The following is a 13765-nucleotide window of genomic DNA, read 5'->3' as shown; positions in this document are numbered from 1 at the left end:
GTTAAAATAAAAACTTCTGGAGATAAGTATGCAAACGCAAATCTTGCTGAAATAGGAGGCAAAGGATTATTCATTAAAGAAATTGAGACTGAATTGCTCGAAAATAATATAGACATGGCAGTTCATTCGCTAAAAGATATGCCTACGTTTTTCTCAGGGGGTTTAACAATTCCTTGTGTTTTAGAAAGGCTAAGTTCATGCGATGCGTTTATTTCTCATAAACACAATAGCCTTGAGTCTTTGCCACAGCAGGCTACTATTGCCACTTCTTCAATAAGAAGAAAAGTTCAGTTGTTAAATGTTAGACCAGATTTAAATATAGTACCGCTACGTGGAAATGTAACAACCAGATTGCAAAATCAAAGTTTTGATGGAATAATTCTAGCTGAAGCAGGACTCATAAGATTAGAAAAACATCACTTGATTACAGAGGTATTGCCACCAAAAGTTATGTTAAGTGCAGTGGGGCAGGGGGCGGTTTGTATTCAATGTAGAAGGAATGATGTAAAAATTATCGATCTTTTAGAGAAAATTAATAATAATATGTCTTTTATAGGAGTGAAATCAGAGCGCAGTTTTATGAAGACAGTGAATGGTTCATGTTTTACACCACTTGCAGCTTTGGCTGAATATGTGAGCGAAAATATGCTACACCTTCGTTGTATGTTAGCAAGTGGAAAAAATATATACTTCACTGAGCGCACTTCATTTATAGAAGATGCGGAGAAAATGGGTATGGATGCAGGATTAGAGTTGAAATCAAAATGCTTATAAGCTTACCTAAAGTACGTGGAATCTATCGTTGTGATGTCTTAATGTCTAAAGCGACGTGGTTAAATGTTGGTGGACGAGCTGATGTATTATTTAAACCATGTGATATTGAAGATTTAACATACTTGATTAAAAATACTGAACTGCCAGTTAGCGTTATTGGTGCAACATCCAACATAATAGTGCGAGATAGTGGTATTCGAGGAATAACAGTAAAATTAGGTAAGGAGTTTGCATATATTAAAAGTAAGGGTAACAACTCTATTGTAGCTGGGGGAGCTGTGCTGCTCAGCAACCTTGCTCACTTTGCGGGAAATCAGCAGATTAGTGGGTTGGAGTTTCTAGTTGGAATTCCAGGAACAGTTGGTGGCGGAATAGAAATGAATGCAGGTGCATATGGTAGTGATATCGCAAGTGTTGTACAATCCATAAAAGCAGTGAATCTAGAGGATGGAAACCTATATGAGTTCTCCAGCGAAGAAATGGGGTATTTTTACCGTGGACATAGCCTAAAAGGAAATTGGATTTTTGTTGAAGCTGAGTTTAAAGGAGTAAACTCAGAGTATGAGCTTATACTGCAAAGGTTAAAGGAAGTTATTGAGAGGAAAAATAAAAGCCAGCCAATAAGAGGAAAAACAGCTGGGTGCATATTCAAAAATCCAAAAAACTACCGAGCATGGGAGTTAATTGATAAATCTGGCTGCCTAAGGTTAAATATTGGTGGAGCTAGAATCTCTAAGAAACATTGTAACTTCTTGCTCAATTACGATAATGCAACTGCATCTGACTTGGAAAACCTTGGCAACAAAGTAAAAGATGCAGTAAAGGATAAATTTAATGTTGAACTTGAGTGGGAAATAAGGGTTTTGGGTAGCTATTAGATAGTTTTTATAGCTTATGTATATTCGTTCAGGAGAACGGCAAATAAGGTAAACAAGTAATCTAAAAAAATAATCATAGAGAAACCGTGAGGTAATGTGGTTAATCTTGTAGAACTTTGCAAGAATCTAGAGAGAAAAATAGCAAAGTTATACCAATTCTCATTATTAGTGAATCAAATAAGCGATATTGTAGAGTTATTTAATTGTGGAGTGAGAAAGAAAGGCAATAGTATGGCTTTTTTTCCATTGTTATCTATCCGTTTATTGTGCAGTGGGAATTGGTATTAGCTGAACGGACACTATTGTTATACTATATCTTATATACAATTGTGCAATATGGACAATGGCAACAAATTTACTAGCGAAATTCAGTGATTTATGATTGATAATTAAAGTTCTTAATTAGTAACCGTTCACACTTAATTCTTCAATCTCACTAATAGAAAGGCCAGTAAATTTGACAATAGTGTTGACATCAACATTGTTAGCCAGCATTGCTTTTGCGACTTCGATTTTTCCTTCGATTTTTCCTTCCTCTTTACCTTCGATTTTTCCTTCGATTTTTCCTTCCTCTTTACCGATTTTGATGCCTCTTTCTTCGCCAATTTGGATGCCTTTTTCAGTAGCAAGGTCAAGTCTGTATTCAAGAATGGCTTCTTCTTTGCGCAGATCCATTATTCTTTCTTCATAAGTTATTAGATCTTTTTCATTCCAATGAAACTTATCTAATTCATCATATGCTAGCTTTATTATTGGTGATTTTTCCGCAATTTTTCTGAGACCTTCGTCCGTTGTTTCATCTGCATATTTGAAAAAAAATAGCCAACGGTCTACTACACTTTCTAGTTGTTCTTCTCTACTCTTAGGAAATTTTGGCAGCTCTATGAAGATAAATTGAAAATCTTTTAAGTAAAAAAAGATGGTGGCATAACTTTTTATCGCTTTACGAATGAAGAGATTCTTGAAACTAAGGAATTATATGGTCACAGACATTTGCCACTGGTATTTCATGGTGGCTGCTCTCATTATATTGATAATCATGAGGTAACAAGACCGCTGGGTGTTATGTGTCATTATGCACAGAAAACCTATAATCATTGGTTAGGTAAGGAAGTAGTATTGCTACTACTCCCTCCCTTAGAAACGCAGCATGCAGGTTTCCCCACACTACGCTTGAGCCCCTTATCTAAGTCCTTCTTTTCTCGAACCGGCTTGTCCTTGATGATTCCTCAGAAAACATCATTCTTAATGGTGACACCAACAGTAGAGAACCTTCTCTTGAGAAAGAGCTTGCTAACATTTTTGTTTGTTTCACTCTTTCATCAAAATACTTTTTCCATTTTAAGTCAAGTGGATTTGCATCCGCCCTGATTTTAACATGTTGTCTGATAGGTATATCAATCAACCTAAGCAGTCTTAAATACCTTATCTCTTTCGGTTTGTTCTTGCATATGGGTGCAGCAAAGACCCATTGGCGTTGTTTCATTACCTTGAAGTAACGATTCTTTATCCAACGTAATCCTTTACGAGGATGTCTTTTCTTTGCCCATTTCCATAGAGCACACATAATTTCATGGTCTATTTTGTTAAAAGCTCTTTTCGCACACACATGGCTGTAGTAATTTCCCCATCCCCTTAATAGGGAATTGAGCAACTTGATTAGTACGGCCTGAGTGTTCGCTATGTTTGCCTTTATCAATGTACGTGCTTTATTAAGAAGTTTCTTAATACTTTCTTTTGAAGGTTTTATAATTAACTTCTTATTATACCTGCGTACATTACAACCAAGAAAGTCAAACCCTGTTGTAATAGATGTAATTTTTGTTTTCTCTTCGGAAAGGATAAGACCTCTCTCCTGAAGAAAGGACGATACTAGAGGTTTTACTTCATTTTCCAGTACTTCACGTGTGATTCCTGAAATGATAAAGTCATCTGCGTACCTGATTACATTTACTCCACTTCTGATTTTGCTTCTTCTTTTACTGCCAAGTTTACCAAATTGACTTTCCAATGATTTTTCAAGTCCATTTAGGGCTAGATTTGCTAGTATTGGAGAGATGATACTACCTTGTGGGGTACCTGCAGTTGTGGAATACAGAGTTTTTGATTCTAGGAAGCCAGCTTTTAACCAGCTATGAAGAATTTTCTTCTCCATAGGAATATGCTTCATGAGCCATTCATGGTTAATGTTATCAAAACACCCTTTAATATCACCTTCGAGTATCCATTGTAGTTGGTTACGGCTTGCCAGTAACAAGTGACAAGCCACAGTAGCGTCTGCGCAGGATCTTTTTGGTCTAAAACCATAAGAGTGACGATCACTGATCGTTTCAGCTATCGGTTCCAAAGCAAACAAGTATAATGCTTGCATGGCTCTATCTTTTATCGTAGGGATTCCAAGAGGTCTTCTTTTGCCATTAGACTTACTGATGTATATCCGTTTTAGCGGAGAAGGTTTGTATCCTCTTTGTTTTAATAGCTTTATTCCTTGAAATTTTGTGTTGCAAGTTGACCATATTTGACGATCTACACCTGCTGTGTTTTTTCCTTGGTTTTCAGTTACTCTCTTAACCGCCAAAGCTTTGCCGCTAAAAGAGCGTGTGAGAAGGTGTTGTAAAGTTTTCACCTTACCCCATCTGCCTTGTTGGACAGCCTTAACAATACGCCTCTGTAGCCTCATAACAACTTTTTGGCATTTCTTCCAGGGTAACTGGTTCCATGCTTCGGAGTTATTGGTAGGTGCACTTACAGTTGTACTTGTAATCATCTGCTTTCCTACCTTAAGTGGTTAACAAAGTTTCTTGTCATGAGGGACCAAATGGAAGTCTGCTCGTTTTCACGCGAATTAATGTTACAAATTCTATCCATTTCGTTACAAAATGGCATTCGCTTTCTCCATTATCCTTTACCTGCACATCCATCAGCATTCCTTGCGGGTTGCCTGCCATATAGGCGAAAATACAGGCTTATCCTGTTCCTTTTGTCACACAAAAGCGCGTTAGGTGGCTTCTCTATACCGGTGGAATTATTATTTGCGTACATCCAGAAATGAAAAATGTCACATTACCTTTTGGTCGGAGCTTATCAGCATCTTTAGCTCTTTAATCGTTACGATACTTATGAAGCTTCACTTACGTTCACCATACCACTAAGCCTAGCCCTCCAACCACATGATGCTTGTAGTTTATGCTTTCTCTCACGATTGAGCATCTTCTTTATCAAGAGGAGGTTCATTGTCCGCGTCGCTCGGCACCAACTGGTTACCCAATTCGCACTGATGCGTAGACTCAGATGGCAAAACATCTGGTTCAATAAGCTTTAGAATCCTTTCAGTTTCTTTCTGAATGAATTCCTCTCCTTTTAAACAATATGACCGAAGGCTTTCAGGTCGCACCATTTCGACTATTACTTGCACCCCATTTTCATCTCTGCAGAGAACATCAACAATACTTTGTTTTTTAGAGGCAATTTCAGGATCCATTATAGTACTGAGGAATTCCACTTCTTGTATAGTATTTATCTCGGTAAACCCTAAAATATCATTCAAAAAATGTATGAGAATATTCTTATTTTTTTCAGTGCCAAATATTTTTTTGAAGGTTAAATCCAGCTTAGGGTCGAGAAACTTAGATAAAGCCATAGCCAAAGTGCTTAAAAATATTAATAATTATACACTATTATTAACAATTATTCAACCATATTTTTGAAGATAGCTATGCCGCCGCGAACNGCGATTCATTCGCGGTATCTCTAGATCCCGCTAACAAGCAGCGGGATGACGAATTGCTTAACCATCATACCGCCACGAACCGTCATACCGCCGCAGACCGTCGGCATAGATTCCGCTAACAAGTAGCGGAATGACGATTGTGTATCGTGTTTTGCTAAAAATCACAGAATGCAGTCTGGTCACCTTAATTAGAAGTTTAGCTTTAACTTTAAATGGACTACTCAACCGTGACAGACTTAGCTAAATTTCTTGGACAATCTGCATCTAACCCTTTTTTTGCTGCAGTAAAGTAAGCAAGGAATTGCATAGCAACACTGTAGATGATTGGAGAGATAAAATTATCAGTGTCTGGAAGTTGCACCACATCTGCGCAAACTCCCCTTAGGAATGGCGCTCCTTGTTTATCACTGAAGGCAATTACTTTGCCTTTTCTTGCAATAATCTCTTGTATATTAGATAGCGTTTTAAAGAATAAATCATCATAAGGGATAATTGCTATAACAAGCACAGTAGAGTCTATTAAAGCAATAGAACCATGCTTCATTTCTCCCGCTGCAATACCAGTTGTATTGATATATGAAAGCTCTTTTATTTTCAATGCGCCTTCCATTGCAACTCCGTATGAACTTCCTCTGCCGATTAAAATAACGTTATTGTGTTCTAATATACTGTCCGATATATGTTGTATTTTCATCACATTCAAAACGTGCTCAACATACTCGGGAATAGAGTTAATAGCGTTGCTTAGCTGTTTTATTCTCTCTCCACCCAGTACACCTTTTATTTTTCCAAGCTCCACGGCAAAGCATGCTAAAGTTGCAAGTTGCGCAGAAAAGGTTTTTGTTGAAGCAACACCAATTTCTGGCCCAGCAAGAGTATGTAACACAATATCTGAGATCTTTTCAATGCTGCTGCTAAATGTATTAGTTATACTAATGATTGTTTGCTTCTGTGATTTTGCATAACGCAGCGCTTCTATGGTATCTGCAGTTTCACCAGATTGAGAGATAAATAACCCAATGCTGCCTTCTTCCAGCTTGACGTTGCTATACCTAAATTCTGATGAGATTTCTAGATATACTCGAACTTGAGCGACATTTTCCAGCCAATACTTTGCTATTAGCCCAGCAAAATAAGATGACCCGCATCCAACTATAGTAATGTAACTCAGCTCAGAAAACAATTTTTTGTTAGCAAATATTACCTCTTTATATTGCTTGTAAAATTGATTTATTGTTTTGTTTAATGCACGCGGTTGCTCAAAAATCTCTTTTAACATGAAGCTAGGGTAACCATTTTTGCTAATTAGAAAATCACTTGGACTACTATTTTCTATACTGCGTTTAACTTGTGTACCATTGTTGTATATACTAACTCCACTAGATTTTATCACTGCAATGTCATCATCTTCCAAATGCGATATTCTTTCCACAAATGCACTTAAAGCATTAGAGTCAGATGCAGCAAACACTGTGTTACAGTTATAGCCTATTGCTAAAGGCAAATTTCTCTTCGCAACAAATAAGGCGTCTGGATATTCTGCAAATAATAAGACCAAGGCAAATGAGCCATGTAAGTTGTTTAAACACTTAAATAGAGAATCAATTGGCGACAATCCTTCATCAAGATATAAGGTTAGCATGTTTGGTATGATCTCTGTGTCAGTGTCAGTATGGAATGACATGCCCCTTTCTTCTAGACCCTTTTTTAGCAGATTGTAATTCTCAATTATGCCGTTATGAGCAACAACAACATTATTTGTACGAATGGGGTGAGCATTTTTAAGGCCTGGGACTCCATGTGTAGCCCAGCGAGTATGTGCTATACCAACTGTACTGTGAGACATCTTGCTGTCATCAACAACTTCACATAACCTTTCGACTTTACCTTCTGATTTTTTGACTTCTATCTTACCTTCGTTATTTATGATTGCTATACCTGAGGAATCATATCCCCTATATTCCAATTTTTGTAACCCAGTTAGTAAGGTTGGTATTACTGAATCACCGCTACTTACTACACCAAATATTCCGCACACAAATGGATCACCAAACAAACTTTTTTCTAAACATGTTAAGCATTTTTGCCTTTATTACTGGTTGATTTATATTCTTTTTATCATTCTTTCGATTTTACCTTTTTAATTGGTTTAGCTGCTACTTTTTGAGTTTCTTTGCTTAAAACCTCAGATATAGCGGACTTTAGAACTTTTATCTCAACTTTTGGTGCTATTTCTATTATAAATTGTGCATTTGCCTCATCAACTTTATTAACTTCACCTATTATTCCACCAGAAGTAATGACTGTATCACCACGTTTTATTTGATCTATCATCTTTCTATGTTCTTTTAGTTTTTTTTGTTGCGGGCGAATAATGAGAAAATAAAATACCACAAATATTAAAATCAGTGGAATAAAACTAGCAAAAGATGCGCCGATACTTGATGTATTGCTAGTTGCATCTGCTGCAAAAACTTCAGAAATGAGCATATTTAATCCTAATTGTTAATGATAAAAACAAACCTATTTAAGTATTAATTACAATACCATGCCATGTCAAGTTTGGTGAAGGCGTTTCTCAATACCGGCAATAGTACTGCGAATTCTAAGTTATGCTAAAACTAATATGGCGGGAGTGATGAGACTTGAACTCACGACCTCATGCGTGACAGGCATGCGCTCTAACCAACTGAGCTACACCCCCCTAATTTCTTTTTAGCATTTTCGGGCTTCAACTTTAAAGCTAATAAACATGTTGCCCTTTGTCAATATTTTTTGTTTGCGCTTTGCTGTCTTTTCTATTACTATGTAAATAATTTAATTTCACACATGGCTTGTACAAGTAGTCCCATTAGGGTTATGCCATGGAAGATAAACTATTTGGAGGAATGATATATGACAAATTTGCCTAAAGTCACTGTGCGTGATTTAGCTGAATCTGGTGTACATTTTGGTCACAAAATTAATCGCTGGAACGCAAAAATGGCTCCATACATATATGGAGTGCATCAAGAAAATCGTATACATATAATTGATTTGCGAAAAACACTACCATTGCTACAGGTGGCCATGAAGGCTTTATATGACGTTGCATTTCAAGGTGGTCGCATTCTATTTGTTGGTACAAAGTTTCAAGCTTTTGATATTATTGCAAGTGAAGCGATTCGTTGTGGTCAATATTATGTGAATCATCGTTGGCTTGGTGGTATGCTTACTAATTGGGGCACTGNTTCTTATACGATAAACTTGATGCAATATGAGAAAATATTAAATGACGAGGATAGCATTTTAACAAAGAAAGAATTGGGAAACATTGAAAAGAAAAAGCAAAAGCTTGATAAGGCGCTTGGCGGTATTAAGAAACGGGAGCAATTCCTGATATCTTATTCATCATTGATACTAATAAAGAGCATATAGCGGTTAAGGAGGCTAAGAAGTTAGGAATTCCAATAGTTGCAATACTTGATACTAATTCTGATCCAGATGGTATTACTTATCTAATACCTGGAAATGATGACTCAAGAAAATCAATAGAGCTCTATTGTAAATTAGCTACCGACTCTATATTAGCTGGAATAGAGTCTAGTCTAGCAAAATCTGGAGTTAAGATTGATGATATAAGGGGTGATGAGTTTATTCAAGAAAAAGAAGATGGTATTGTGCAAACTAAAAGGAGACGTAGTAAAGTTTACAAAGAAGAAGAAAGGGAGGTAGTAACAAATGAAGATGAATCCAGATGATATAAGAGAATTACGTGATAGAACAGGGCTTGGCTTAAGTGACTGTAAAAAAGCATTAGAAGAATGTGATGGTGACATTAAGAAAGCCGTTGATAAGTTACGTACAATAGGTCTTGCTAAAGCTGACAAAAAATCTGATAGAGTAGCTTCAGATGGGCTCGTTGCTATGTGTTTGACTGAAAATTGTGGTGTATTGATTGAACTCAATTGCGAAACCGATTTTGTCGCAAGGAATGAGAAATTTATAGAGTTAGTTTTAAATTTAGCATCAATTGCTCATCAAGAACGCTGTACTAGCGTTGATGAGTTAAAAAATGCCAAGTATGAAAGCATTGGCACAGTGCAGGAAGCTATTATGAATGGTACGTCAGTTCTTGGTGAGAAGCTAGAGTTAAGCAAGCTTTGTTACTTAGAAGCTAAGGATGGAGTTATTGCTGGCTACGTACATGGTGATGTGTGTGGCTTAGGTAAGATTGGTGCTTTAATTGCATTGCAATCATCTGGTGATAAGGCGAAGCTACAAGAGATTGGGAAACAAATAGCTATGCATGTAGTTGCTATGAAGCCTGAAGCTTTGTCTATAGATGATTTAGATCAAATGAAGTTGAACAACGAACGTTCTATAATTGAAGAGCAAGTGAGGAGCTTAAATAAACCTGAAGAAGTAGCAAAAAAAATAGTAGATGGACGAATGGCTAAGTACTATGAAGAAGTTGTTTTACTGGAGCAAAAATTTATAAAGGATGATAAGATGAAGATTTCTGATTTTATAAAATCAAGCGAGTTGAGTGCTGTTAAACTCTCTAATTACAAGTTACTTGTTTTGGGTGATGCAGATTAAATAGCAAAAAATGTTTATTTCAACAAATGAAAAAAGCGAAATAAAATATTCCAGGGTGTTATTTAAAATCTCTGGTGAGGCTTTGATGGGATCAAAGCAATTTGGTCACGATATGGAGACTATAGGTGAGTTATCTAAAGGCATAGTTGAAGTTTGTAATCTTGGAGTTCAGGTATGTATTGTTGTTGGTGGTGGTAATATCTTTCGTGGCACATCTGCGTCTTTAAGTGGTTGTGAAAGAGCAAGCAGTGATTATATTGGAATGCTTGCAACTATAATCAATGCTTTAATTTTACAAAACTTTTTAGAAAAAAATTTAGTAGCTTCTAGGGTATTATCTGCAATACCCATGGCCACTGTATGCGAACCTTACATCAGAAGGAAAGCTATTCGTCATTTAGAAAAAGGTAGAGTGGTAATTTTTGCAGCAGGCACAGGCAACCCATTTTTTACTACAGATACAGCTGCAGCCTTACGTGCTGTTGAAATGAATTGTGATGTTATTCTAAAGGGTACGCAAGTAAATGGTGTATACTCCGCTGATCCGAAAAAAAATGAGGATGCTGTAATGTATGATAGGCTTTCTTACACGGATTTATTGACTCGTGATTTAAAAGTTATGGATGCATCAGCAATTTCACTTGCTCGTGAGAATTCTATTCCAATTATAGTTTTTTCTTTGAAGGGAGAAAAAATAGTCAATATTATTAAGGGTCAAGGTACTTATACTATAGTTTCAGATTGTAAACAGTAGGTAATTTATGTTAAATGAAATAAAAGCTAAAACAAAAGAAAGAATGCTAAAAACTATTCAGTCCTTTCATGATGATATTAAAGGCGTACGCACTGGTAGAGCTAGTGCATCTTTGCTTGATGGTATAGTTGTAAACATCTATGGTGGGCATCAAAAGTTAAATCAAGTTGCAGGCGTTTCGGTTATAGATAACAAAACCCTATCAATTAAAGTTTGGGACATTAGTGTTGTAGGTGAAGTGAAAAACGCTATATTAAATGCTAACCTGAATTTAAATCCTGTTGTCGAGGGTAGCACCATACGTATAGCTCTTCCGGACTTGACACAAGAAACCCGTGAAAAATTAGTGAAATTATTGCATCAGTTTGCTGAAAATGCACGGATTGCCATTAGAAATATACGTAGAGATATTATGGAAGAAACAGAAAAAATGAAGGAAAATAAAGAAATCTCAGAAGATGATTTTCATGGTGCTAAGAAGGAAATACAAAATATTACTGATGATAATATAAAAAAGATTGATGGTGAATTGTCCATCAAAGAAAAGGATATACTGAATCACTAAATGATATGGAGAAAGCTTACATAGCAAATGATGTCATTCCAGTGTTTGACACTGGAATCCAGTCTTTACTATACAACTATCTGATGCACTTGTTTGAAATCAAATTTCCTGGATCCCAGTGTCGGAGCACTGGGATGACACCAATTTTGCATTCAAGTATCAACTATTGGTGTCACTACAGTAACTCTCTTCCTGTCATGCAAGTAGCTGACACCTTCCAGGTGTCCATTGAAATCCAAAAAATTTCACTCAAGTCAAAATTAGGTTAAATTTAAATGTTGAATCAAGAATCTTTACCGAAACATTTAGCAATTATTATGGATGGTAATGGTAGATGGGCGAACAATCAAGGAAGGGTAAAAATTGATGGTTATAAAAAGGGCAGTGAAGTTGCATACGATATTGCCAAGTATTGTACGGACTTAACTATACCCTACTTAACTTTGTATGCATTCTCTATGGAGAATTGGCTTAGACCTAAAAACGAAACTGACTGTCTATTTGATTTATTTTACTCCGTTTTAACTAATGAAGATAAAGTCAATTTCATTTACAATTGTAACATTAAGTTGAATTTTATTGGCAATTTAAGTCTGTTACCCAGTAAAATATTGGATCAAATTAAAAAAGCAGAAGAAATGACACATAAGAACGATGGTTTATTACTCACTGTGGCAGTCAGTTACGGAGCAAAGCAAGAAATTACACAAGCTATAAGCAATATTATAAAAGAAAATATTGCTTATGTATCAGAAGAGGAATTTGAAAAATTTCTGTATACTAAAGATTTGCCAAAATTGGATTTATTAATTCGCACTGGCGGCGAAAAAAGGTTAAGCAACTTTTTATTATGGCAAGCAGCTTATGCTGAATTGTATTTTTGTGATACTTTATGGCCTGATTTTTCTTGTCAAGATTTGAGTAAAGCATTAGAAGATTATACAAAAAGAGAGAAAAAATATGGTAGATAATAATTTTATAATTAGAATGTTGTCCTCAATAGTAATATTATTCATATTTTCCTTTGCTACATATTTCAGTGATTTATCGTTTTACCTATTGATTTTTTCGATAGCAGTTTTATCTTCTTTTGAATGGTATAATCTAACCCAGGGAAACAAAATTTTATACGTTTTTGCATTATTATTGATTGCACTACCAAGCGCCTCATTAATATATTTATATAATCTACCACAGGGAAAATACGCATTAGTATGGTTCGTCTTAACCATTTGGGGAATTGACGTTACTGCCTACCTGTTTGGCAAGAATTTTGGTGGAGCTAAAATTTGCCCAATTATTAGCCCTGGAAAAACTTGGGCAGGACTTCTTGGTGCGATTTTAGCTGGAGTAGTGTGCACAATTTTTGGATCAATATTTTTTGGTCTATTTTCAATTTTTTATTCTCCAATCATTGGCCTTGCAATTGCTATTCTAGCGCAACTTGGCGATTTCACTGAGTCGCTTGTTAAAAGAGCTTACGGTGTTAAAGATAGTGGAAATATGATACCTGGCCATGGGGGAGTGCTCGACCGTATGGACAGTTTCATTTTTACTGCCCCTCTTATTGCTATTTACATAAGCTAAGTCTGCAGAAGTGCCATTAGAGCTCATCCCTAGTCAGCTCCCCAACCGCTTCTACAGTGCAGTCATGGACAAACGTCTTTTCACAATAAGGGCAGGCTATTTCCTCTTCTTCTCCCATATCTAAATATATTAATGGATGGCCGGAACCCTCATCATTCTCATCACCATGACAACAAACTTTTCTATTATTAACCCTCACTTTTGACATGCTGCTCCTTTAGCTTATAACATTTTATATATTGAATATACCCATTCAGAAATAAAAAACAACAAGCACTATTCTCCATTTTTTATCCTATTCAGGTTAATCAATTCGTTTTGAACACCTTTTGATACAAATTTGCTAACATCTTCTCCTAATCTTGCTATTTCCTTTACAAAGCTTGATGAGATAAATTGAGTATCTTCAGAAGCAGGAAGAAATATGGTTTCGATTTCAGGAAGAAGTTTATAATTTACCCAGCTCATTTGAAACTCGTAATCAAAATCCGATACTGCTCTTAATCCCCTAATAATAACAGAAGCATTCTGCTCTTTGGCAAACTTCACTAGCAACCCATTAAAAGATATAACATCTGCATCAATTCCTAGCCCTTTGATTTCATTTTCAGCCATGCTTGTGCGTAGCTTTGTGTCAAAGGCAGTATGCTTATTAACGTTTTCTGCAACTCCTATTATTAATTTATCGACTAGTTTACACGCTCTTTTGATTATGTCAAGATGCCCAAAAGTTATAGGGTCAAATGTGCCAGGGTAGATTCCTATTTTGTCATTAATGTTCATCCTTTATTTTTATAAACTACTTTAAAAACTTTTGATAGACATAATAACATTTTTTATCTAAAAATAAAAGTATACAGTTGGCCTGATAGCTCAGTTGGTAGAGCAAAGGACTG

14 protein-coding genes, 1 tRNA gene and 3 pseudogenes are annotated in these 13765 nt (G+C 36.0%); 9 read left to right on the top strand and 9 right to left on the bottom strand.

The genetic code is table 11. The features are described 5' to 3' along the window. Both hemC and murB read left to right on the top strand, forming a co-directional pair. The coding region (hemC, locus tag WG67_RS02295; RefSeq protein WP_458694990.1) for a hydroxymethylbilane synthase at positions 1 to 774 on the top strand (774 nt) is incomplete at its 5' end. Next, positions 765 to 1652, top strand: a complete 888-nt coding sequence (gene murB / locus WG67_RS02290; protein WP_070356843.1) for a UDP-N-acetylmuramate dehydrogenase — start codon at positions 765 to 767, stop codon at positions 1650 to 1652. The genes hemC and murB, both read left to right, overlap by 10 nt. 402 nt (positions 1653 to 2054) lie before the next feature. Here murB and WG67_RS07805 read toward each other — a convergent pair. From WG67_RS07805 to WG67_RS02255, 7 genes and pseudogenes are all read right to left on the bottom strand, one after another. Further along, a pseudogene (locus tag WG67_RS07805) lies at positions 2055 to 2875 on the bottom strand (Rpn family recombination-promoting nuclease/putative transposase). Further along, on the bottom strand, positions 2839 to 4419 hold the full coding sequence (ltrA, locus tag WG67_RS02275; RefSeq protein WP_070356809.1) for a group II intron reverse transcriptase/maturase: 1581 nt from the start codon (positions 4417 to 4419) through the stop codon (positions 2839 to 2841). Before ltrA ends, WG67_RS07805 begins: the two are co-directional and overlap by 37 nt. Before the next feature lie 37 nt (positions 4420 to 4456). Next, positions 4457 to 4600, bottom strand: a complete 144-nt coding sequence (locus WG67_RS06885) for a hypothetical protein (RefSeq protein ID WP_173862902.1) — start codon at positions 4598 to 4600, stop codon at positions 4457 to 4459. A gap of 446 nt (positions 4601 to 5046) precedes the next feature. Further along, a pseudogene (locus tag WG67_RS07630) lies at positions 5047 to 5292 on the bottom strand (PD-(D/E)XK nuclease family transposase); the annotation flags it as partial. Between the two features lie 307 nt (positions 5293 to 5599). Beyond that, positions 5600 to 7420: a glutamine--fructose-6-phosphate transaminase (isomerizing) gene (glmS, locus tag WG67_RS02265; RefSeq protein ID WP_010962662.1), complete on the bottom strand. Its 1821-nt coding sequence runs from the start codon at positions 7418 to 7420 to the stop codon at positions 5600 to 5602. Between the two features lie 80 nt (positions 7421 to 7500). Beyond that, positions 7501 to 7872 carry a preprotein translocase subunit YajC gene (gene yajC, locus WG67_RS02260; protein WP_010081840.1) on the bottom strand — a complete coding sequence of 124 codons (372 nt, stop codon included), beginning with the start codon at positions 7870 to 7872 and terminating at the stop codon, positions 7501 to 7503. Positions 7873 to 8009: 137 nt separating this feature from the next. Beyond that, a tRNA-Asp gene (locus WG67_RS02255) sits at positions 8010 to 8086 on the bottom strand. Between the two features lie 191 nt (positions 8087 to 8277). On the opposite strand from WG67_RS02255, the pseudogene rpsB reads away from it, so the two are divergent. From rpsB to WG67_RS02225, 7 genes and pseudogenes are all read left to right on the top strand, one after another. After that, a pseudogene (gene rpsB / locus WG67_RS02250) lies at positions 8278 to 9122 on the top strand (30S ribosomal protein S2). Beyond that, positions 9103 to 9963 carry a translation elongation factor Ts gene (tsf, locus tag WG67_RS02245; protein ID WP_070356839.1) on the top strand — a complete coding sequence of 287 codons (861 nt, stop codon included), beginning with the start codon at positions 9103 to 9105 and terminating at the stop codon, positions 9961 to 9963. The pseudogene rpsB and the gene tsf overlap by 20 nt, the downstream one beginning before the upstream one ends. Before the next feature lie 16 nt (positions 9964 to 9979). Further along, complete coding sequence (gene pyrH / locus WG67_RS02240; protein WP_369800793.1) at positions 9980 to 10717, top strand: UMP kinase; 738 nt, start codon at positions 9980 to 9982, stop codon at positions 10715 to 10717. Between the two features lie 7 nt (positions 10718 to 10724). Then, positions 10725 to 11282 (top strand): ribosome recycling factor, encoded by a 558-nt coding sequence (gene frr / locus WG67_RS02235; RefSeq protein ID WP_010962658.1) that lies wholly within the window; start codon positions 10725 to 10727, stop codon positions 11280 to 11282. A gap of 5 nt (positions 11283 to 11287) precedes the next feature. After that, complete coding sequence (locus WG67_RS07800; RefSeq protein WP_010962657.1) at positions 11288 to 11551, top strand: hypothetical protein; 264 nt, start codon at positions 11288 to 11290, stop codon at positions 11549 to 11551. 6 nt (positions 11552 to 11557) lie between these two features. Beyond that, positions 11558 to 12253: a polyprenyl diphosphate synthase gene (gene uppS / locus WG67_RS02230; RefSeq protein WP_006279327.1), complete on the top strand. Its 696-nt coding sequence runs from the start codon at positions 11558 to 11560 to the stop codon at positions 12251 to 12253. After that, positions 12243 to 12869 carry a phosphatidate cytidylyltransferase gene (locus WG67_RS02225; protein WP_010082212.1) on the top strand — a complete coding sequence of 209 codons (627 nt, stop codon included), beginning with the start codon at positions 12243 to 12245 and terminating at the stop codon, positions 12867 to 12869. The genes uppS and WG67_RS02225 overlap by 11 nt, the downstream gene beginning before the upstream one ends. A 16-nt stretch (positions 12870 to 12885) precedes the next feature. Here the strand turns inward: WG67_RS02225 and WG67_RS02220 are convergent, their stop codons facing one another. Continuing rightward, entirely contained in the window at positions 12886 to 13077 is a 192-nt protein-coding gene (locus WG67_RS02220) for a zinc-finger domain-containing protein (protein ID WP_006279326.1), read from the bottom strand. Positions 13078 to 13145: 68 nt separating this feature from the next. Further along, positions 13146 to 13652, bottom strand: coding sequence for a pantetheine-phosphate adenylyltransferase (gene coaD / locus WG67_RS02215; RefSeq protein ID WP_006279325.1), 507 nt, complete (start codon positions 13650 to 13652; stop codon positions 13146 to 13148). Positions 13653 to 13765: the final 113 nt, after the last annotated feature.

Origin of the sequence: Wolbachia endosymbiont of Drosophila incompta (assembly GCF_001758565.1) — a bacterium.
GTDB classification, from domain to species: Bacteria; Pseudomonadota; Alphaproteobacteria; order Rickettsiales; family Anaplasmataceae; genus Wolbachia; species Wolbachia pipientis.
The sequence above is the reverse complement of the archived record's forward strand: the minus strand, read 5'-3'. Positions and strand labels throughout refer to the sequence as shown.